The sequence below is a fragment of the Arenibaculum sp. genome, assembly GCF_035998295.1.
In the GTDB taxonomy this organism is placed as follows: Bacteria; Pseudomonadota; Alphaproteobacteria; order Azospirillales; family Azospirillaceae; genus DASYHS01.
In genome coordinates, this window is record NZ_DASYHS010000068.1 from 31,044 (window position 1) to 50,466 (window position 19,423).

Consider the following 19,423-nt stretch of genomic DNA (forward strand, 5'->3'; position numbering starts at 1 on the left):
TTGAGCCGTAGAGCTCGAGCGAGACTCACCGAAGGAACGGCGCCCATGAGCGACTTCAACACCATCGACGACCTGGACGTGGCCGACAGGACCGTGCTGGTGCGCGCGGATCTCAACGTCCCGATGCAGGATGGCCGGGTCAGCGACGCGACCCGGATAGAGCGGCTGGCGCCGACCTTGAGGGAGCTGGCGGACCGGCGGGCCAAAGTCGTGGTCCTGTCGCATTTCGGACGCCCCAAGGGCGGCCCCGATCCGAAATACTCGCTGCGCCCGGTCCTGGCGGAGCTGGCCCGCGCCGTCGGCCGGGAGGTGGGCTTCGCCGAGGACTGCGTCGGCCCGGCCGCCGCGGACGCGGTCGCGAAGCTCGCCCTCGGAGGCGTGCTGCTGCTGGAGAACCTGCGCTTCCACCCCGGGGAGGAGAAGAACGACCCCGCCTTCGCCCGTGCGCTGGCGGAGCTGGGCGACGTCTACGTCAACGACGCCTTCTCGGCGGCGCATCGCGCGCACGCCTCGACCGAGGGGCTCGCCCACCTGCTGCCCAGTGCGGCCGGCCGGCTGATGGAGACCGAGCTCAAGGCCCTGACCCGCGCGCTGGAGAAGCCGGAGCGGCCCGTGGCGGCGGTGGTCGGCGGCGCCAAGATTTCGACCAAGCTGGACCTGCTCGGCAACCTCGTGCGCCGGGTCGACATGCTGGCGCTCGGCGGCGGCATGGCCAACACCTTCCTCTATGCGAGCGGAATCGCGGTCGGGGCGTCGCTCGCCGAGAAGGACATGGCCGACCAGGCCCGGGCCATCATACAGGCGGCGGAGGACGCCGGCTGCGAACTGCTGCTGCCCCGCGACGCCACCGTCGCCAAGGAGTTCAAGGCCGACGCCGCGCACGAGACCGTAGCCGTCGACGCCGTGCCGGCGGACGGCATGATCCTGGACGTCGGCCCGGCGACCGTGGAGTACCTGACTCTCAAGCTCCAGGGCTGCCGGACGGTGGTCTGGAACGGGCCGCTCGGCGCATTCGAGCTGAAGCCGTTCGATGCCGGCACCAACGCGGTCGCCGGCACGGTCGCAGCACTCACCAAGGCCGGCCGGGTGCTGAGCGTCGCCGGCGGCGGCGACACGGTCGCGGCCCTCGCCAGCGCCGGCGTCGAGAACCAGTTCAGCTACGTCTCCACGGCCGGCGGCGCCTTCCTGGAATGGCTGGAAGGAAAGGACCTGCCGGGCGTCGCGGCGCTCAGGAAGCGGTGAGGCCCTAGCCGCCCGCGGGCGCGCGCTGGCGGGACTGGATCAGCGCCCGCGCGGCGTCCGGGGAGATCCGGTCGTAGAAGGTGAGGATCCGCGAGAGTTCGCGCGGGTCGACGATCTGCTCCCCGGGCCGTGCGCCGCGGCTCAACAGGAAGATCGAGGCGAAGTGGCCCTTGTCGATGCCGGTCGCACGGCAGGCGGCGGCCAGCGCCTCGCCCTCCCCGGCCTCGAGCATCATGGCAACCATGGGCAGCGCCAGCCCCGTCGCCCGCGCGAACAGCACCTCGAACAGCCGGATCTGGCCGCCGCGCAGGACGTTGATCAGGACCGCCGGCGTCAGCGCGCCCGCTTCGGCGAGCCGGCCCGCCACCGTCTCCGCCTCGGGCGGGACCGCGCGCCGCGCGCGGCAGGCATCGACGAGGCGCTGCATCGTCGCCTGGAGCGCACGGTCGAGCAGGTCGCGCGGCAGGGCGAAGCGCTGCGTCACGAAGCGCCGAAGCTCCAGCGACACGATCCAGTACAGCCGCGCGGCAAGGTCGGGCGTCAGCTCCGGACGGGCCGCCAGGGGCTCGCACAGGGACTGGCGGCGCATCGCGGCCTCGGCCAGGCTCCGCATCGCCTTGGCCGAGATCTGCGCCCCCGGGTTGCGCAGCAGGGCCAGGACCACCTCCTCCTCGCCCTGCTCCACGAGCACGTCCGCGAGGGTGGAACCGACCACGGGGCGCCGCGCGACCGCCGCCCGGTGCCCGGCCGCGTGCCGCCGCACGATGCCGACGAGGTCGTCGTCGGTCAGGAGCGCGCTGCGCATCAGCACGGGGCGGGCGATCTCGATCTCGTCGTCGGCCAGGGTCAGGATCAGCGTGCGCGGCACGTCCCGGTCGTCCGCGAGGCGCTCGGCCAGACCGCGGCGGACCGCCATCTCGGCATCGTGCAGGACCTGGACCAGGATCTCGAAGATGAGGGCGCGTTCCTTGGGGCCGAGCACCTCGGAGGGGCCGAGCAGCAGCGCCCCCACGCTTCCGGCCACCTCACGCCTCACCGCCTCCGTACGATCACGTGCCAGCGTGCACAGCCTGCTGAGTTCGGCGATCGTCCCGCCTCGGCTACCGCCGGCCGACTGTCCGAACCCGAGTGCCCCTGCTTCGGCCACCGTCGTCTTCCCCTGTCCGCGGATGGCGGCTCCACCGCGGTATCGAAAAATTTCCTCAAAAGTCTAGCATCCCTCCCGAAGCCCCGCCACGACCGACTGCCCTTCGTATGCTATTCCTTCGGTATTAATCCATTCTGGGCTCGATTCCGGAGGCGGCCCGGACCGGGCCGGCACCCGGCCCGCCGGCCCTCCAGACGTCGAGCGACGCGAGCCCGGCCAGCGGCCTGAACCGGCGTTCGGTCACCTGGAGGTCCTCCGCGGCGACGGGGCCCGGCGCGAAGGCGAAAAGGGGGCGCACCAGTTCGGGCCGGTCCGCCGTGCCGCCGACCCTGAACAGCCGCACGCCGGAAACCCCACCCATGAACTGGATCTGGTAGGCCTGGAGCGTGCCGTCCCCGGCCGGGCAGACGAGGCTGTGCTGGCCGACCGCCGGGGCCTGCAGCCGGGCGACGCCGTACCAGAGCGTCCACGGATTCGCCGCCTCGTCCAGCACCCGGCCGACCCCGTCGGCGTCCAGCGCCGTCTCGCTCAGGATCGCAAGGACCACCTTGCAGGCCCCGCCGCCCCCGGGCCGGCCGCGGACCTCGCCGAGCACGGCCGCGACCTCGGTCGAGCCTCCGTCCGGGTCCCGGCCGATCACCGCCGTCCCCGCCGGCGCGGCGACCGCCCGGCCGGACACCGTGCGCAGGCGGCCCGCGATCCCGCCCGACGCCTTCTCGTCGAGGAGGCGGGTGACGAGCGGGCCCCAGGGCCCGCTGGTGTCGATCGCGTTCGCGAACACGCCGATCGACCCGGCGAGCGCGAACGCGGCCTCCTCCTCGGCGGTGGCGGTGCGGGGGAAGCGGGGATGGTCGGGTGCTGCGGCCGCGGGCGGCGAGCGGCCCGGGGCCGCGCAGGCGGCGCAGAGCAGGGCCAGCGCAAGGGCCGCAGACATGAGGGCACGGTTCGGCATGGGATCGTCTCGGCAGCGGCGGACCGGAGATCCCAGCCTGCGCCCAGCCCCCTTAACGGCCGGTGTAGGGCCCGGCGAGGCCGGTGCTTGCCTGTGCCCGCGGGCTGCGCCAGACTGTGGCCATGTCCAGCACATCCGTGCCGAGCGGGCCGAGCGTCCGCACAATCCCGGAAGGCGACGACCGGCTCCGGCTGGTCTGCCAGGACTGCGGCTACATCGCGTACGAAAACCCGAAGATCGTCGTCGGATCGGTGGCGACCTGGGAGGACCGCGTGCTTTTGTGCCGGCGCGCGATCGAACCGGGGCACGGCCTGTGGACTTTGCCCGCGGGGTACATGGAGATGCACGAGACGACGGCCGAAGGAGCCGCCCGCGAGGCCTGGGAAGAAGCCCGCGCCCGGATCGAGATCGAGTGCCTGCTCGCGGTATACGAGCTTCCGCGCATCGGCCAGGTCCAGATGATCTTCAGGGCACGCCTGCTGGACCCCGCGGTCGAGGCCGGGCCCGAGAGCCTGGAGGTCGGGCTGTTCCGGTGGGACGAGATCCCCTGGGACCGGATCGCCTTCCCGACCGTCAGCTGGTCGCTGAACGAGCACCGGTCCCGCCTGGGCCAGACCGGGTTCCCTGCCGGCGGCAATCCGACGCCGTGACCCGCGACGAGAGCAACGGTCGGGGCCTCGAAGGCGCGCCCGACTACGAGGCGTCGAAGCGCCTCGCGCGCGACGGCGACCCGGAGGCGCGGCGCCGCCTGGCGGCCCGGACCGACGTCCGGCCGGAGGTGCTCTATTATCTGGCGGTCGACGAATCGGCCGCGGTGCGCGAGGCCGTCGCCGCCAACCCGGCCGCGCCGGCCCAGTCGAGCACGCTGCTCGCCCGCGACCGCGACGAGAGCGTGCGCCGCGTGCTGGCGGGCAAGCTGGCGCGACTGCTTCCCGACCTGTCCGAGGACGAGCAGGGGCGCCTGTTCCGCCTGACCGTGGAGACGATCGAGACGCTCGCCTGCGACCAGGCGCTCAGCGTGCGCGAGGCGGTCGCGACGGCGCTGAAGGACGTGGCCTGCGCCCCGCCGGACCTGTGCCGCCGGCTCGCCGGCGACGTCGCCCGCGAGGTCGCGGAGCCCATCCTGCACTACTGCGCGACCTTGACCGACCAGGACCTCCTCGCGCTGATCGCGAGCCAGCCGCAGGGCTGGGTGCTGGAGACGATCGCACGCCGGGCCAGCGTGTCCGGGCGGGTCTGCGACGCGATCCACGCCAGCGGCAACACGGACGCGACCGCGGCGCTGATCGCCAACCCGGGCGCGGACATGCCGGAAGCGACCCTGGGCCGGATCGTCGAGGAATCGGCCGAGCGGATGTCGTGGCAGTTGCCGCTCGCCCGCCGCCCCCGCCTGCCGGGGCGCATGGCGCTGAGGCTGGCCGAGTTCGTCGACGGGCACGTCCTCGCGATCCTGCGCGACCATCCCGACCTCGATCCGGCCACCGCGGCGGAGGTCGCGGCCGTCGCGCGGCGGCGGCTGGATTTCCTGGAGGCGCAGCCGTCGGTCGTGCCGGCTGAACAGCGCGTGCGGCGCCTGCTGGCGGAGAGGAGGCTGGACGAGACCGCGATCGGCGACGCGCTGTCCTGGCGGGACATGGAGTTCGTGAGGCTGGCGCTCGCCGTGCGGGCCGGCATCCGGCTGGCCATCGTCGAGGCGATCCTGGCGTCGCAGAGCCCGAAAGGCGTCACCGCGCTCGCCTGGAAGGCGGGACTCGGCATGCGGTTCGCGCTGCAGCTCCAGGCCCGCGGGGCCGGTATTCCGCCGCGCATGCTCCTGAACGCGCGCAACGGCACCGACTACCCGCTGAGCGTGGTCGAGATGGAATGGCAGCTCGAGTTCCACGGCGCCGGGCATGCGCCCGGCCCGTGAAAGGCATGCTCTTCCCGCATCAACACGCAAAGCCCGCCGGATGGCGGGCTCTCGGCGGCCGGCACGGGGAACCGGCGCGGGGCCGGTTCACCTCGGTGCCAGCACCATCACCATCTGGCGGCCTTCGAGCTTCGGCATCTGCTCGACCTTGGCCAGTTCCTGCAGATCGTCGCGGACCTTGACGAGCACGTTCATCCCGAGATCCTGGTGGGCCATCTCGCGGCCGCGAAAGCGCATGGTGACCTTGACCTTGTCGCCTTCGTCCAGGAAGCGGCGGGCGTTGCGCAGCTTCACGTCGTAGTCGTTGTCATCGATGTTCGGCCGGAGCTTGATCTCCTTGACCTCGATGATCTTCTGCTTCTTGCGCGCCTCGTTGGCGCGCTTCTGCGCTTCGTACTTGAACTTGCCGTAGTCCAGGATCTTGCAGACCGGGGGATCGGCATTGGGCGAGACCTCGACGAGGTCGAGCCCGGCGTCCTCGGCTGCCGCCAGCGCGTCGCGCAGGGTGACGACGCCGATCATCTCGCCATCCGCATCGATGAGCCTGACGGAGCGCACGTTGATCTCGCGATTGACCCGGGGTCCCTCGCGCAGCGGTGCGGCGTCGGAAGTTGGTCTGGCTATGGATGCACTCCTTCAGCTTGCCTTCGCCCCGTGGAAGTCAATGGACGGGGAACGTCGGCGGTTGGTAAATTCAGAACGGCGTGTCCGGGACGAGGTCGCCGGCCGGAGACAGCGCCTCCTTCCGGATATTATTGACCGCGTCATCGAGGGCAAGCGTTTCCTGCTGCTGTCCCCCCAGGCGCCGCAATGCGACGGTACGCTGCTCCGCCTCGCGCTTGCCGATCGCCAGGATCAGCGGCACCTTGGCGAGGCTGTGCTCGCGGACCTTGAAGTTGATCTTCTCGTTCCGGGTGTCGAGTTCCGCCCGGATGCCGGCGCGCGCCAGCGCGGCATGCACCTCGGCCGCATAGGCGTCCGCCTCGTTGGTGATGGTCGCGACGGCGACCTGGACCGGGGCGAGCCAGAGCGGGAAGCGCCCGGCATAATGCTCGATCAGCACGCCGATGAAGCGCTCCATCGATCCGAGGATCGCGCGGTGCAGCATCACCGGCCGGTGGCGCTGGCCGTCCTCGCCGACATACTCGGCATCGAGGCGCTCGGGCAGGACGAAATCGACCTGGAGCGTGCCGCACTGCCAGTCGCGCCCGATGGCGTCGCGCAGCGTGAACTCCAGCTTGGGGCCGTAGAAAGCGCCTTCGCCGGGGTTGAGCTCGTAGGGCAGCCCCGCCGCCTCCACCGCCTCCTTCAGCGCCGCCTCGGCGCGGTCCCAGACCGCGTCCGAACCGGCGCGCGTCGCCGGGCGGTCGGAGAACTTGACGTACACGTCCTCGAAGCCCAGGTCCCGGTAGACAGACATCAGCAGGCGGCAGAACCGCACGCTCTCCTCGGTGATCTGGTCGGGCGTGCAGAAGATGTGCGCGTCGTCCTGGGTGAACGCGCGTACGCGCATGATCCCGTGCAGCGCGCCCGAGGGCTCGTTGCGGTGGCACGAGCCGAACTCGGCCATGCGGATCGGCAGGTCGCGGTAGCTGGTGATGCCCTGGCGGTAGATCTGGACATGCGCCGGGCAGTTCATCGGCTTGAGCGCCAGCACCTTCTCGTCTTCGCCCGCGACCGTGAACATGTGCTCGCGGAACTTCTCCCAGTGGCCGGAGGCCTCCCACAGCGAGCGGTCGATCAGCTGCGGAGTGCGCACCTCGACATAGCCGTCGTCATGGATCCGCCGGCGGACGTAGTTCTCCAGCGTGCGCCAGAGCACGTAGCCCTTGGAATGCCAGAAGACGCTGCCGGTCGCCTCCTCCTGCAGGTGGAACAGGTCCATCTCGCGGCCGAGGCGGCGGTGGTCGCGGCGCTCCGCCTCCTCGAGCTGGCGCTGATAGGCTTCGAGCTCCTTCTCGTCGCGCCAAGCCGTGCCGTAGATGCGCTGGAGCATCTGGTTGCGGTGGTCGCCGCGCCAGTAGGCGCCCGCCACCTTCGTCAGCTTGAAGGCGTGGCCGATCCGGCCCGTGGACGGCAGGTGCGGCCCGCGGCACAGGTCGTACCAGCGCCCCTGGCGGTAGATGGTGATCGGCTCGTCCCCGGGGATCGAGGCGATCAGCTCGGCCTTGTAGCGCTCGCCCATGCCCTCGAAATGCTCGACCGCGTGCGCGCGGTCCCAGACCTCGCAGGTGAAGGGCTCGTCGCGGTTCACGATCTCGTGCATCCGGGCCTCGATCGTCTCGAGGTCGGCGGTCGTGAACGGCTCGTCGCGGGCGAAGTCGTAGTAGAAGCCGGTCGCGATCGCGGGACCGATCGTGACCTGGGTGCCGGGATACAGCTCCTGCACCGCTTCGGCGAGGATATGGGCCGCGTCGTGGCGGATCAGCTCCAGCGCGTCGGAATGGCTGCGGGTCACGATCTCGACCCGCGCGTCCCCGGCGATCGGGAGCGCGAGGTCGCGCACCGCGCCGTCGACCTTGACGGCCAGCGCGTCCTTCGCGAGCCGCTTGCCGATCGACTGCGCGATCTCGGCACCGGTCACGGGGCCGTCGTATTCGCGCACGCTGCCGTCGGGCAGCGTGATGGCGACCTTTGATCTCACCTGTTCGGTGGGTGATTTCACCTGTTCGGCGGGCTGCATCTATGAAAAATCGACCGATTCCGGGCAGAGGGCCGAATTTAGGGACATTGCCGGGCAAGTCAAGCGCGGCGGACCGCCTCAGCCGAATCGGGCCGCGGGGCCCGGGGCCTCATCGGAACCTCGTGAAGACCGGTCAATGCGACCAGGGATCGACGAGGGTAAGACCCAGGGCATCGAAATGTCTGATGTTCCGCGTGGCGAGAGTCGCCCTGCGGGCCATGGCGATCCCGGCAATCTGCACGTCGCGAATCTCGACCGGACGCCCGGCGCGGCGCTGCTCGGCCGCAATGACACCAGCCGCTTGCGCGGCCATATCGTCCAAGGGAAGCACCCGCCCCTCCAGATCCGCTTCGAGGGATCGGGTGAAAGCCTCTTCCAACAGCCTGCGCCTGCGCCCCTCGGCCAGCAGCTCGATGCCCAGGCGGATTTCGAACACGGTGACCGACGTGGTCCATACGGATTCGGACGGCAGGCCGTCCAGCCATGCTGCGACGGCTTGATCGGGGGATTCCCGCATCAACGCCGAGAGAACGTTGGTATCCAGAATCATCATGACGTGAAATCGGCAGGCCGCGGAGGCTGCCCCCGCAGTTCCGGAACGTCCTCGGCGAGACCGATCCCCGCAAATCGAGCAGCCAACCGCGAACCGAGACCGGGTCGCGGACCGTTCTCATCCTTGACCGCGTTGCGGAGTATGTCCCGGACTTCTTCCTCGGTACTGCGACCGTGACGGCGGGCTCGGCGCTGGAGCTTCGCCTTCACGTCGTCTTCGAGGTTGCGGACGAGCAACTGAGCCATGGGCGCCTCGGACGTGACATGATATGATGTGATATGATATCATGCTATCACGAAAGCCGATGCCCATCAACGTGACGGGCGGCCCCTACGCCAGCCGGTTCGGTGGTGGCGTGGCCTCGCCGGCCAGCAGCTCCGCGTAGACGGCGAGGGTGTCGCGGCACATCCGCTCGCGCGTGAAGCGCCCGGTCACGAAGGCGCGGGCCTGCGCGGCCAGCGCATCGCGCGCGCCGGCATCGAGCGACAGCGCCTCGTCCAGCGCCGCCGCGAGCGCCGCCGGGTCGCCGGGGGGCACGACCCAGCCGGTCTCGCCGGCCAGCACCGTCTCGCGCACCGCCCCGTGGTTGGAGACGATCACCGGCTTGCCCATCGCCTGGGCCTCCACGATGACGCGGCCGAACGCCTCGGGGTCGCTCGACGCGTTGACGACGACGTCGGCCAGCAGATAGGCGGCGGGCATGTCGCTGCAGTGGTCGACGATGCGCACGACGCCCCCCAGGTCGTGGCGGGCGACCGCCTCCTCGATCTCGCGCCGGTAGCCCGTGCGCCCCTGGTCGGAGCCGACCAGCAGGCAGCAGATATCGCGCCGGCCGAGGCGGGCCAGCGCCTCGACCAGGACGAGCTGTCCCTTCCAGCGCGTCAGGCGCCCCGGCAGCATCACAACGTGCCGGTCATCCGGAACGCCCCAGGCGCGGGCGAGCTGGATCAGGCGCTCCTGGCTGACGCGCTCGGGCGAGAACAGGTCGACGTCGATGCCGCGGTGGATGACGCGGATCGCGGCGGGGTCCGTGTCGTAGTTCTCCAGGATGTGGGCGCGGATGAACTCCGAGATCGCGATCACGCGCTCGCCGCGCGCCATCACCGAATTGTAGAGGCGCTTGAGGCGGCCGTCGAAATTGTAGGGCGCGTGGAAGGTCGTCATGAAGCGGGCCCCCGTGCGCCGGGCGGCGAACAGCGCGCTCCAGGCCGGCGCGCGGGAGCGGGCGTGCACGATCCGGGCGCCGGTCTCGCCGATCAGCTCGGCGAGGCGGCCGGCGTTCCGGCGCATCACCAGCGGGTTCTTGGACGCGAGCGGCAGGGCGACGTGGCGGATGCCCCAGCGGTCGAGCTCGCGCACCATCGGGCCGCCGGCCGAGGCGACGATGGGCGTGCCGCCCGCCTGCGCCAGCGCCACCGCGACGTCGATGGCGCCGCGCTCGGCGCCGCCGGTGACCAGGCTGGGCAGCACCTGGAGGACGACCGGGGAGGACTGTCGGGGGGAGGCCGAGGCGGCCGAGCCGGCCGGGTTGCCGGACGGACCCGCCGTGGTATGGTTCGCAGCCCCGTTCATGCATGCCCCGTCGATATGGATCTTGGATAGTGGAAGGTCGTCCCGAATGAGCACGGACCGGCGAAAAGCGGGCGAGAATACTCTGATCCGCGGCGACGTCACCATAGCGTTCAACCGCACCGCAGGCCGCAGCCCCGGCGTCGTCTTCCTGGGCGGCTACAAGTCCGACATGACCGGCACCAAGGCGACGGAACTCGAGCGCTTCTGCCGCGAGCGGGGCCATGCCTTCCTGCGCTTCGACTACCGCGGCCACGGCGCGTCCTCCGGCCGGTTCGAGGACGGGACGATCGGCGCCTGGGCCGAGGACGCGATCGACGCGATCGACCGGCTGACGGAAGGGCCGCAGGTGCTGGTCGGCTCGTCCATGGGCGGCTGGATCATGCTGCTGGCCGCACTCGCCCGGCCGCAGAGGGTGCATGGCCTGGTCGGCATCGCGGCGGCCCCGGACTTCACCGAGGACCTGATCTGGGCCGGGCTCGACGAGGCGCGCCGCCGCCGGATGATGGAGGACGGCGAGATCCGGGAGCCGTCCGACTACGGCGAGCCCTATGTCTACACCCGGGCGCTGATCGAGGACGGGCGCCGGCATCTGCTGCTGCGCGACACGGTCGCGCTGACCTGCCCGGTCCGGCTGCTGCAGGGCATGCGCGACCCGGACGTGCCGTGGCGAACGGCCGAACGCATCGCCGGGCGCATCGCCGCCGAGGACGTGCGCGTGACGCTGGTCAAGGACGGCGACCACCGGCTGTCGCGGCCGCAGGACCTGGAACTCCTGTTCGCGACGGTGGCGGAACTCCTGGCCTCATGAGTGCGACGATCCACCTGATCAAGCTCGCCGTCGGCGCCGAGAGCATCGACACCATGCGCGCCTACCAGGCCGCCCGCCTGGAGAAGCACGGCGAGGTGTTCCACCTGACCCGGAGCACGCCCGTGCGCGCGGCCGAACTGCTGGATGGCGGGTCGCTGTACTGGATCGTCAAGGGCGTGCTGACGGTGCGCCAGCGCCTGCTCGACATCGTCGCCGTCGAGCCGGACGAGGAGGGGCGCGGCTGCAAGCTCCTGCTCGACCCGGAGCTGGTCGAGGTCGGGCGCCGGCCCCATCGGCCGTTCCAGGGCTGGCGCTACCTCAAGGCAGAAGCGGCCCCGGCGGACCGCCGGGCCGGCGGGGACGACCTGCCGGACGCGCTTGCGGACGAGTTGCGGCGCCTCGGCATTCTCTAGGTCATCGGCGTGCAGGTCAGATGACGCGGGTCAGCGGCGGCGGCGCGCGCCGAGCAGGAACAGGACGAGGCCCAGCACGCCGAGGACCGCCGCGGCCGGCCACAGCAGGACGGTGACCAGCCCGGGGTCCCACAGCTCCGGCCAGAGATTGCGCTGGATGCCGGCCTGCACGAGGTTGAGGCTGCCGGGATGGAGCGCGTACCACAGCTCGCCCCCCGCCGACAGGCGGAACGGGCCGCCGACGGCATAGCGGTAGACGTCCCAACCGAGGGCGGCCGCAGCCAGCAGCAACAGCAGACCGCCGATCACACGGAGCACGATCAAGGGGGAGGTCCTTCCGTCGGTTCGCGCGAGCCCGAGCATGCCCGCGGACGGGACCGCGCACAAGCCCGCTCGCGGCCGCGCGAACGTCCTTGAATTGGCGCGCCCGCCTGATTATGGTGCCGCTCCTGCGCGGGGAGGGGTGGCCGAGTGGTTGAAGGCGCTCGCCTGGAAAGCGGGTATACCGTGATGAGCGGTATCGTGGGTTCGAATCCCATCCCCTCCGCCAACCACACGCACCGACTGGAAAGCGCTGCATTTCAGCGGGTTGATGCCCACCTTCCAGGCACCCCACATACGCTTTCCACGCATGTCTTTTTTCTGAAGGCACCCTGCCCAGGCTCGACGGCTCGGACAGGGAACGCCCTCTGGGTGTCTTGAATTCACGGTACGTCGTGTAACTGTCGAGCCCTGCGGCTCCGAGCTTCAAAGTCAGGTCGATGAAACCCGACCGGACGCCTTGCTGGACCGAGTTGATGCGGTCCCGGGGGTTCGCCGCACGCCCCTCCTCGCTCTGGAGTTGGTCCCGACTATTCGGTCTGCTATGGAGCGCCCATGCGGGTGTCAGCCGCCGGTCGGGACTTTACCACGCCAGCTTGTCATCGGACGGGTTGCGAAACACGGTATCCGGATGGAGAATGCGCCATGCCGGCCTGCCGAACCGAAATGCGGCCCAAAAGGATGCGCAAGCCCGCCAGATCGGGTTCCGACATGTCATGACCCACAGCGTACAACTGACCCCGCGGCAGCTGTCGGCGTTCCTGGACGACGATCTCGACGGTACCGGCCCGTGCCGCGTACGGGAAGATCTGGCCCTCGACGACCTAGCCGGCACCGACGTGCTGCCCAACGCCCGCATCCTGCTGGCGGAACTGGAACGCGGGCGCGCCAAGCTGACCGGGAAGGGCCGCCTGAACCGCGAGTTCGTGGCAATCCTGATGGAACGCTTCCAATGGCGCGACCTGGATCCCGCCGGGGTCCGCGCCGTCAGCAAAGTGGTCAACGAAGGCGACTTCCCTCCCGCCCGGTACCTCCATGCAGTGCTCAAGCTGTCCGGCCTCGTCCGCAGGGACAAGGGCTATCTCGTGACGACCAGGAAGGGCCGAGACCTTCTGGCGGAGGAACAGGCTGGCCGGTTGCAGGCGACCCTGTTCCGCACTACCTTCGTTCGCTACAATCCGGCCTATCTCGATGCCTTCGACATGCCGGAGGTCTTCGCGCCACAGATTTCCCTGATCCTGTTCCTGATCGGACAGTTCCGCGCGGAATGGCGGCCCGCCGAAGCGATCCTGCGCAGCACCACGCTGCCGATCAGGGAGTTGACGGAGCCCTCGCACCCCCGGCTGCCGCCGGCGGCTTTCAGCGCGCGGGTCCTGCGGTACCTTCACTGGTTCGGCCTGATGGAGGAAGGACAGGGGGTCGCCAACCAGGACTGGGGGCAGCCGCGGCTTTACCGCAAGACGGCGCTGTACGACCGCATGCTTCGTTTCGCGGTGCCGTGACGGCGCCGTGCAGGCTGATTGCGCCGGCCCGGGCGCTTGCCTAGTGCCCGGGCGCTTGCCTAATGTAAGTGATCGCCGCCGCAGCACGCCCCCGCCATGACCGACCGAGCACAGCCCCGCTTCGACGCCGACGCTCTGCGAGACCTGGCCGGCGACAGCATATTCGCGCGCGGCGAGGCTTATCTCCGCGATGGGCGGGTGCAACTCCTTGCCGTCGAGCAGGATCGCGTGCTGGCGAAGGTGTCCGGTTCGGAGCCCTACAGGGTCGAGCTGACCGGGTGGGGTCCCGACATCGACGGCACATGCTCCTGCCCCGCCTTCGAGGACCGGGGCTTCTGCAAACACCTGGTCGCGGCGGCCCTGGCGGCCGGCGTGCAGGAGCCGACAGCCGGGAACACGCCGGACCGGATCCGCCGCCATCTGTGCGGCAAGGGAGTCGACGCCCTGGTCGAACTGATCCTCGAACAGGCAGGGCGGGATCCGGACCTGTTCCGCAGCCTGGACATGGCCGCCGCAGCGGCCTGCGACGAGGACGACGTGCTCGAGGCCCGCTTCCTGGCCGCCATCGACGACGCCGTCCTATCCGATTACTACATCGGCTATCGCGAGGTACGGGCCTGGGCGGACAAGACGCACGCCGTGCTCGACCGGATCGCCGGGCTGGTGGACGACGGCCGGGCGGCTTCGGCGCTGCGCCTCGCGGAGCACGCCATGGCGCGGATCGAGGATATGATGGAAAGCGTCGACGGGTCCGACGGCCGGTACGGCGGCCTGCAGCTGCAGGCGCGCGACGTCCATCTCCACGCCTGCCGCGCCGCCCGTCCCGATCCGGTGGCCTTGGCCCACGACCTCTTCGCACGAGAGGTGGAGGATAGCCAGGACACCTTCCACGCCGCGGCCTTCCTATATGCCGAGGTGCTGGGCGAGGAAGGGCTTTCGGAATACCGCCGCCTCGCCGAAGCGGCCTGGAAGACCTTCCCGCCATTGGCCGCCGGCGACAAGGACGGCGGATACGGAAAGCGGTACCGGCTGTCGAGAATCCTCGACTTCTTCGCCGAGCGGGATGGCGACGTCGACGCGCGCGTCGCCATCCGCGCCAAGGACCTGTCCTCGCCGTTCAGGTACCTGGAACTGGCCGAGTTCTGCCAGTCCCAGGGGCGCGGGGAGGAAGCGCTCCGCTGGGCCGAGGAAGGGCTATGGGCGTTCGAGGACACCGTCCTCGACGCACGTCTGACGGTCTTCACTGTCGGCCTCCTGTCCGATGCAGGGCGCGGAGACGAGGCCAGGGCCCTCGCCTGGCGCCTGTTCGAGCGGCAGCCGAGCCTCGAGTCGTACCGCCTGCTGCGCCGGCTGGGCGGCGAGGCGGCCCGGGACCGCGCCGTCGCGGTGCTGAGGAAACGGCTGGACGGTGCCGGCCCGCGGACCGCCTGGCACTTTCCCGCCGACCTGCTGATCCGGGTGCTGATGGAGGAAGCGGCGTATGCCGACGCATGGGCCGTCGCGCACCGCCACGGCGCGTCGAAGGCGCTGGAGGACGCGCTCGCCGAGGCCAGCGAAGGCTCCCACCCGCGCGAGGCATTGGCGGTATACGCAGCCCGGATCGACGAGCTGGTCTCCGCGGGCGGCAACCACAAGTATCAGCAGGCCGGCCAACTGATCGTCCGCATGTCCAGGCTCCGCGAGGCGTCGGAACAGGCGGCCCACATTGCGGCACTGAGAACACGATTCAAGGCCAAGCGCAATTTCATCAAGCTTCTCGATTCCTAGGCATGCATCCCTGCGAGATCGAAGAGCAGAACCGATACCTCCTGCGACGCCAACGCGCGTTCCGTGCCGCCGCCGACGTCGTGGCCGACGCCTGGGCGACCTTCCCCGAGGTGCGGGCGATCGCCGTCATCGGCTCGGTCGCCAAGCCGCTATGGAAGGAGATCCCGCGCTTCCAGCCGTTCCGCCGTCTGCGCATCGAGCTTTGGCACGAGTGCGGCGACCTCGACCTCGCGGTGTGGATCGAGTCGCAGCACCGTCTCGGCGAGTTGCGCCGCGCCCGCGATGCCGCGCTGCGCAAGGCGGCCATGGCTGGAACCGGCAGCGGGATCGTCGGGCATCAGGTCGACACATTCCTGCTGGAGCCGGGCAGCGACCGCTATCTCGGCCGGCTCTGCTCGTACTCCCAATGCCCCAAGGGCAAGCGGGACTGCGCGACGCCCGGCTGCGGAGCGATCCGGTTCAACAAGCGGATCGCCGAGTTCAAGCCACGCGACGACCTCCTGGCGATGGTGCCGGACACGATGCTGTACGACCACGCCGCGGGGCGGCTGCGCTTCGCGGTCGACCTGCCGGAAACGGGAGACGGTAGGGCGGTGTCCGGCTGCATCGAGCAGTCCGGGAGCAATGCCGAAGCATCACGGCACCCGCTGGAACGTACAGGCGGCAGAAAGCCGAAATCCTACAAGGTCATCTATAAAATCACTTGGCCAAACGGCAAGATCTATATCGGCAGTGACCTGACCGACTCGATCACCTATTTCGGCAGTCCTGACAAAAACCTCCTGGAAGCGGATTTCGGGACGAGAGAGGCCCGAGGCGACATGACGATCCGCCGGGAGATCCTATGGGAGTCGGATACCGCGTCGGATCAGGAGGTGCGACGGAAGGAGCGAGAGTTCATCGTTGCATTGCGGGCCAATGACCCCGCGGTCGGCTACAACAAGCTTCCGAAGATCGGATCGGGCGGGGCCGGTCCGTCGGGCAACGTCCCTCGTAGACGCGACTGGAACTGAGCCGAGGCCGCGCTCGCCGCCGTTACCCGCCGGCTCGATTCACTCTCGTCCCCAGCCCGTACCCGGCCCAGACCGCGGCGAGCCATCCGGCCACGGACATGCCGACATAGGCCGCCGCCATGCCGGGCCGGCCGGCCTCCACAAGGCGGACCGTCTCCAGGCTGAAGACCGAGAATGTCGTATAGCCGCCGCAGACCCCGGCCATCATGAAATGCCGCTGCAGTGGCCCGGCGGCGAACCGCCCACCCGGGGCGGCGAGCGCTGCGTAGAGGCCGATCAGCCAGGAGCCGGTGACGTTGACGAACAAGGTCCCCAAGAGGGACCCGGTGCCCAGCCAGCCGGCCAGCAGGTCCGAGGCGAGCCAGCGCGCACCGCCGCCAAGCGCGCTGCCGAGCCCGACCGCCAGGTACAGACGCACCATTCCCGCCCCGTCACGTCCAGACCGCGAGGCCGGTCCCGGCCAGCAGGCCGAGGGCCGCGGCGGGCAGGCATAGGCCGAGGGAGAGCACCACGTTCCCAAGGGCCCGGCGACGGTCCCCCGCCTGCGCGAGCGCCAACGTCTGCAGACTGAAGGACGACACCGTCGTGTAGCTGCCGAGGAAGCCGATCACGGCGACACGCCAGACATCCGCGTCGGAGAACCAGGGATGGCCCGCGGCCGCCAGCCCGGCGACGACGCCGATCGCCAGCGCGCCGCCGGCGTTCACGGCCAGCGTACCCCAGGGGAAGTCCCCACCGGCGGCACGGCCGACCACGCCGGCCAGCCAGTGGCGCGCCATGCCGCCCGCGGCGCATCCCAGCGCGAGCCAGAAGAGGTCCCGCATCCCGCTCTCCGTGCCGCCGATCCGCCGGCAGCATTACCAGATCGCGCGCGGCAGGTGTAGGCGGCATCAGCCTGGCATCAACCCGGCATCAGGTGGATGCCGTCGGCGAGCAGGGAGACGACGGCTTCGACGCCCGGCGCGACCGCGTTGCGCCGGGCCACGTGCAGCGGCACCGAGAAATGGAGCGGCAGGCTCGGGTCGCCATGCGGCCGGAGCGTCACCTGCGCCGTCTGACCGATCGCCAGGACGGCCTCCACCCTCCCCGGGACCGGGTTCTCGTGCTCGCCGCGCGACGGCCGGTCGCGGCGGTGGAGCACGACGAAGCCATCGGGGACGACCCAGGACAGGCGGGTGCCGACGGGAATGTCGGGCCGACCGGCCGCCTCGACCGCGAGCCCCGCCCACGCGATCGTCGTCCGCCGCCCGTCGTCGTGATGGGCCGCTACCGTGCCCTCGAACACGTTGCGCAGGTCGACCAGGCGCGCGACCTCGGCCGAGGCCGGCCGGGTCGTCACCTCCTCGGGCGTGCCCGCCTGGAGCGTGCGGCCGCGGTGCAGGACCGCCATGCGGTCGGCCAGCATCATCGCCTCGTCGAGGTCGTGGGTGACCAGCACGACCGGCATGTCGAGCCCCCGGCGCAGCTCCGCGATCTCGCGGTAGAGGCGCTGGCGGGTCGCCTTGTCCACGGCCGAGAAGGGCTCGTCCAGCAGCAGCACCGCCGGCGCGCGCGCAAGCGCCCGGGCGACCGCGACGCGCTGCTGCTGCCCGCCCGACAGCTCGGCCGGGCGGCGCTCCTCCAGCCCGGCGAGATGGACCCGCTCCAGCACGGCGCGGGCCTGCGCGTCGCGCTCGCGCGGGGGTACGTGCGCCATCGCGGCGGCGACGTTCGCGAGCGCGGTCATGTGCGGGAACAGGGCATAGCTCTGGAACACCATGCCGACGGCGCGCCGGTGGGGCGGCAGATGGACGCCGCCGCCGAACCACACCTCGCCGTTCACGCGGACCCGGCCCCCGGCCGGCCGGTAGGTGCCCGCGACCGCGCGCAGGATCGTGGACTTGCCGCTGCCCGACGGGCCGACCAGCGCCAGCACCTCGCCCGGCGCGCAGGAGAACGCCGCATCGAGCGGGATCGGCCCTTCCTGCCGCAACTCGACCTCGAGGCCGCTCATCGCGGCGACCCCAGCCGCCGGCCGACCCGGCGCGAGAAGGCGTAGGTCAGCGCGATGGTCGCGAGCGACAGCGCCAGCAGCAGCGCCGACATCCGCGCCGCCGCCGCGTCGTCGAAGGCCTGCACCCGGTCGTAGATCGCGATCGCGATGGTCCGGGTCTCGCCGGGGATCGAGCCGCCGACCATCAGCACGATGCCGAACTCGCCCAGCGTATGGGCGAAGCTCAGCACCATGGCGGTCAGGATGCCCGGCCAGGCGAGCGGCAGCTCGACCTTCAGGAGTGCGCGCCAGGGCGGCATGCCGCAGCAGGCGGCGGCCTCGCGGATCTCCGGCGCGATCGCCTCGAAGCCGCGCTGCATCGGCTGGATCGCGAAGGGCAGGTTGAAGAGGACCGACGCCGCGAGCAGCCCCTCGAACGTGAAGACGAGCGGCCGCCCGAAGACCGACTGCCAGAGCTGCCCGAGCGGCGATGCGGCGCCGAAGGCGACGAGCAGGTAGTAGCCGAACACCGTCGGCGGCAGCACGAGCGGCAGCGCCACCAGCGCCTCGGCCAGCCCCTTGCCCGGGAAGTCGCGATAGGCCAGCAGCCGGCCCGCGGCGATCCCGACCGGCACCAGGAACAGCACGGTGAGGCCCGCAAGCCGCAGCGACAGCCAGAGCGCAGTCCAGTCCACGTGCCGGGCCCCCCGCCGGGTCAGCCGGCCTCGCCCGGCAGGGCGAAGCCGTACCGGCGCAGGACGGCGCGCGCCGCCGGCTGCCGGACATAGTCGAAGAACCGTTCCGCAGCATGTCCCGCGCCGTTCAGCAGCACCATGCGCTGGCGCAGCGGCGAGTGCCACGCCTGCGGGACCAGGGCGAACGTGCCGAGCGCCGAGACGGGCCGCGACAGGGCCAGGGAATAGGCGACGATGCCGCCCTGCGCGTTGCCGGAGGTCGCGAACTGCGCCGCCTGGCTGACGTTCTCGCCCAGCACCAGCCTGGACGCCACCGCCTCCCACAGGCCGCGGTGGCGCAGCGCCTCCTCCGCCCGGCGGCCGTAGGGCGCGTGCTCGGGATTGGCGATGGCGAAGCGGGACAGCCGCCCGTCGGCGAGCGCCGCCTCCAGGTCGTCGAGCGAGGCGTCCGCCTTCAGCGGCGAGCCGTGCGGCACCACCAGGGCGATCCGCCCCAGGCCGTAGAGCGCGCCCTCGTCGCGGGTGAGGCCGTCGCGGGCGAGATCGAGGACGTAATCCTCGTCCGCCGACATGAACATCTGGAACGGCGCGCCCTGGCGGATCTGCCGGGCGAAGTTCCCCGACGAGCCGAATGCCAGCTCGACCGACAGGCCCGTCTCGGCCGCGAACGCGTCCGCGATCTCCTCCAGGGCGAACTGCAGGTCGGAGGCGGCGGCGACAACCGGCCGTTCGGCGGCGCGTCCCGGACCGGCGAGACCGGCGACCAGAACCGCGCCGAGAAGAAGCGACCGCAGCACGCGGCGGCGGCCGGTCACGGCTTCTGGCATCCACTCCCCCATTCCCGGCCCAGCCTCTCGGCCCGTACCGTCGAACA

The 19,423-nt window shown here is 70.9% G+C and carries 21 protein-coding genes and 1 tRNA gene; 9 read left to right on the top strand and 13 right to left on the bottom strand.

The features are described from left to right. Positions 1 to 45 precede the first annotated feature (45 nt). Positions 46 to 1,242, top strand: a complete 1,197-nt coding sequence (locus VGO20_RS07275; protein ID WP_327501649.1) for a phosphoglycerate kinase — start codon at positions 46 to 48, stop codon at positions 1,240 to 1,242. A gap of 4 nt (positions 1,243 to 1,246) precedes the next feature. Here the strand turns inward: VGO20_RS07275 and VGO20_RS07280 are convergent, their stop codons facing one another. Then, on the bottom strand, positions 1,247 to 2,266 hold the full coding sequence (locus tag VGO20_RS07280; RefSeq protein WP_327501650.1) for a DUF2336 domain-containing protein: 1,020 nt from the start codon (positions 2,264 to 2,266) through the stop codon (positions 1,247 to 1,249). 247 nt (positions 2,267 to 2,513) lie between these two features. Continuing rightward, a complete protein-coding gene (locus VGO20_RS07285) occupies positions 2,514 to 3,341 on the bottom strand; it encodes a hypothetical protein (protein WP_327501651.1) in 828 nt (275 codons plus the stop codon). A gap of 122 nt (positions 3,342 to 3,463) precedes the next feature. Here VGO20_RS07285 and VGO20_RS07290 point away from each other — a divergent pair, with 122 nt between their 5' ends. Both VGO20_RS07290 and VGO20_RS07295 read left to right on the top strand, forming a co-directional pair. Then, the gene (locus VGO20_RS07290) at positions 3,464 to 3,991 is read left to right on the top strand and encodes an NUDIX hydrolase (protein ID WP_327501652.1); all 528 of its coding nucleotides are present in this window, start codon (positions 3,464 to 3,466) and stop codon (positions 3,989 to 3,991) included. Beyond that, the gene (locus VGO20_RS07295; protein ID WP_327501653.1) at positions 3,988 to 5,250 is read left to right on the top strand and encodes a DUF2336 domain-containing protein; all 1,263 of its coding nucleotides are present in this window, start codon (positions 3,988 to 3,990) and stop codon (positions 5,248 to 5,250) included. Before VGO20_RS07290 ends, VGO20_RS07295 begins: the two co-directional genes overlap by 4 nt. 87 nt (positions 5,251 to 5,337) lie before the next feature. Here the strand turns inward: VGO20_RS07295 and infC are convergent, their stop codons facing one another. The 5 genes from infC to VGO20_RS07320 all read right to left on the bottom strand — a co-directional run bounded on the left by infC (position 5,338) and on the right by VGO20_RS07320 (position 10,058). Next, complete coding sequence (infC, locus tag VGO20_RS07300) at positions 5,338 to 5,874, bottom strand: translation initiation factor IF-3 (RefSeq protein WP_327501700.1); 537 nt, start codon at positions 5,872 to 5,874, stop codon at positions 5,338 to 5,340. Between the two features lie 70 nt (positions 5,875 to 5,944). Next, positions 5,945 to 7,894 carry a threonine--tRNA ligase gene (thrS, locus tag VGO20_RS07305; protein ID WP_327501654.1) on the bottom strand — a complete coding sequence of 650 codons (1,950 nt, stop codon included), beginning with the start codon at positions 7,892 to 7,894 and terminating at the stop codon, positions 5,945 to 5,947. A 172-nt stretch (positions 7,895 to 8,066) separates the two neighbouring features. Beyond that, on the bottom strand, positions 8,067 to 8,486 hold the full coding sequence (locus tag VGO20_RS07310) for a type II toxin-antitoxin system VapC family toxin (RefSeq protein ID WP_327501655.1): 420 nt from the start codon (positions 8,484 to 8,486) through the stop codon (positions 8,067 to 8,069). Next, a complete protein-coding gene (locus VGO20_RS07315; RefSeq protein WP_327501656.1) occupies positions 8,483 to 8,731 on the bottom strand; it encodes a FitA-like ribbon-helix-helix domain-containing protein in 249 nt (82 codons plus the stop codon). Before VGO20_RS07315 ends, VGO20_RS07310 begins: the two co-directional genes overlap by 4 nt. An 85-nt stretch (positions 8,732 to 8,816) precedes the next feature. Then, positions 8,817 to 10,058, bottom strand: a complete 1,242-nt coding sequence (locus VGO20_RS07320) for a glycosyltransferase family 4 protein (RefSeq protein ID WP_327501657.1) — start codon at positions 10,056 to 10,058, stop codon at positions 8,817 to 8,819. A 46-nt stretch (positions 10,059 to 10,104) separates the two neighbouring features. Here VGO20_RS07320 and VGO20_RS07325 point away from each other — a divergent pair, with 46 nt between their 5' ends. Together VGO20_RS07325 and VGO20_RS07330 are read left to right on the top strand one after the other, a co-directional pair. After that, positions 10,105 to 10,866 carry an alpha/beta hydrolase gene (locus VGO20_RS07325; protein WP_327501658.1) on the top strand — a complete coding sequence of 254 codons (762 nt, stop codon included), beginning with the start codon at positions 10,105 to 10,107 and terminating at the stop codon, positions 10,864 to 10,866. After that, entirely contained in the window at positions 10,863 to 11,279 is a 417-nt protein-coding gene (locus VGO20_RS07330; protein ID WP_327501659.1) for a DUF1489 family protein, read from the top strand. Before VGO20_RS07325 ends, VGO20_RS07330 begins: the two co-directional genes overlap by 4 nt. A 30-nt stretch (positions 11,280 to 11,309) precedes the next feature. Here VGO20_RS07330 and VGO20_RS07335 read toward each other — a convergent pair whose 3' ends face one another. Beyond that, positions 11,310 to 11,597, bottom strand: a complete 288-nt coding sequence (locus VGO20_RS07335) for a hypothetical protein (protein WP_327501701.1) — start codon at positions 11,595 to 11,597, stop codon at positions 11,310 to 11,312. 139 nt (positions 11,598 to 11,736) lie between these two features. On the opposite strand from VGO20_RS07335, the gene VGO20_RS07340 reads away from it, so the two are divergent. From VGO20_RS07340 to VGO20_RS07355, 4 genes are all read left to right on the top strand, one after another. Continuing rightward, positions 11,737 to 11,829: transfer RNA gene (locus VGO20_RS07340), tRNA-Ser, on the top strand. A 409-nt stretch (positions 11,830 to 12,238) separates the two neighbouring features. Continuing rightward, on the top strand, positions 12,239 to 13,102 hold the full coding sequence (locus tag VGO20_RS07345) for a hypothetical protein (protein ID WP_327501660.1): 864 nt from the start codon (positions 12,239 to 12,241) through the stop codon (positions 13,100 to 13,102). Between the two features lie 96 nt (positions 13,103 to 13,198). Continuing rightward, a complete protein-coding gene (locus VGO20_RS07350) occupies positions 13,199 to 14,869 on the top strand; it encodes an SWIM zinc finger family protein (protein WP_327501661.1) in 1,671 nt (556 codons plus the stop codon). A gap of 2 nt (positions 14,870 to 14,871) precedes the next feature. Continuing rightward, positions 14,872 to 15,882, top strand: coding sequence for a GIY-YIG nuclease family protein (locus VGO20_RS07355; RefSeq protein WP_327501662.1), 1,011 nt, complete (start codon positions 14,872 to 14,874; stop codon positions 15,880 to 15,882). A gap of 22 nt (positions 15,883 to 15,904) precedes the next feature. Here the strand turns inward: VGO20_RS07355 and VGO20_RS07360 are convergent, their stop codons facing one another. The 5 genes from VGO20_RS07360 to modA all read right to left on the bottom strand — a co-directional run bounded on the left by VGO20_RS07360 (position 15,905) and on the right by modA (position 19,364). Continuing rightward, entirely contained in the window at positions 15,905 to 16,303 is a 399-nt protein-coding gene (locus VGO20_RS07360; protein ID WP_327501663.1) for a fluoride efflux transporter FluC, read from the bottom strand. Between the two features lie 10 nt (positions 16,304 to 16,313). Continuing rightward, positions 16,314 to 16,706 (bottom strand): fluoride efflux transporter CrcB, encoded by a 393-nt coding sequence (crcB, locus tag VGO20_RS07365; protein ID WP_327501664.1) that lies wholly within the window; start codon positions 16,704 to 16,706, stop codon positions 16,314 to 16,316. 77 nt (positions 16,707 to 16,783) lie between these two features. After that, a complete protein-coding gene (locus VGO20_RS07370; RefSeq protein ID WP_327501665.1) occupies positions 16,784 to 17,875 on the bottom strand; it encodes an ABC transporter ATP-binding protein in 1,092 nt (363 codons plus the stop codon). Next, positions 17,872 to 18,549, bottom strand: a complete 678-nt coding sequence (gene modB / locus VGO20_RS07375) for a molybdate ABC transporter permease subunit (RefSeq protein ID WP_327501666.1) — start codon at positions 18,547 to 18,549, stop codon at positions 17,872 to 17,874. Before modB ends, VGO20_RS07370 begins: the two co-directional genes overlap by 4 nt. A 20-nt stretch (positions 18,550 to 18,569) precedes the next feature. Beyond that, positions 18,570 to 19,364 carry a molybdate ABC transporter substrate-binding protein gene (modA, locus tag VGO20_RS07380; RefSeq protein ID WP_327501667.1) on the bottom strand — a complete coding sequence of 265 codons (795 nt, stop codon included), beginning with the start codon at positions 19,362 to 19,364 and terminating at the stop codon, positions 18,570 to 18,572. Positions 19,365 to 19,423 lie beyond the last annotated feature (59 nt).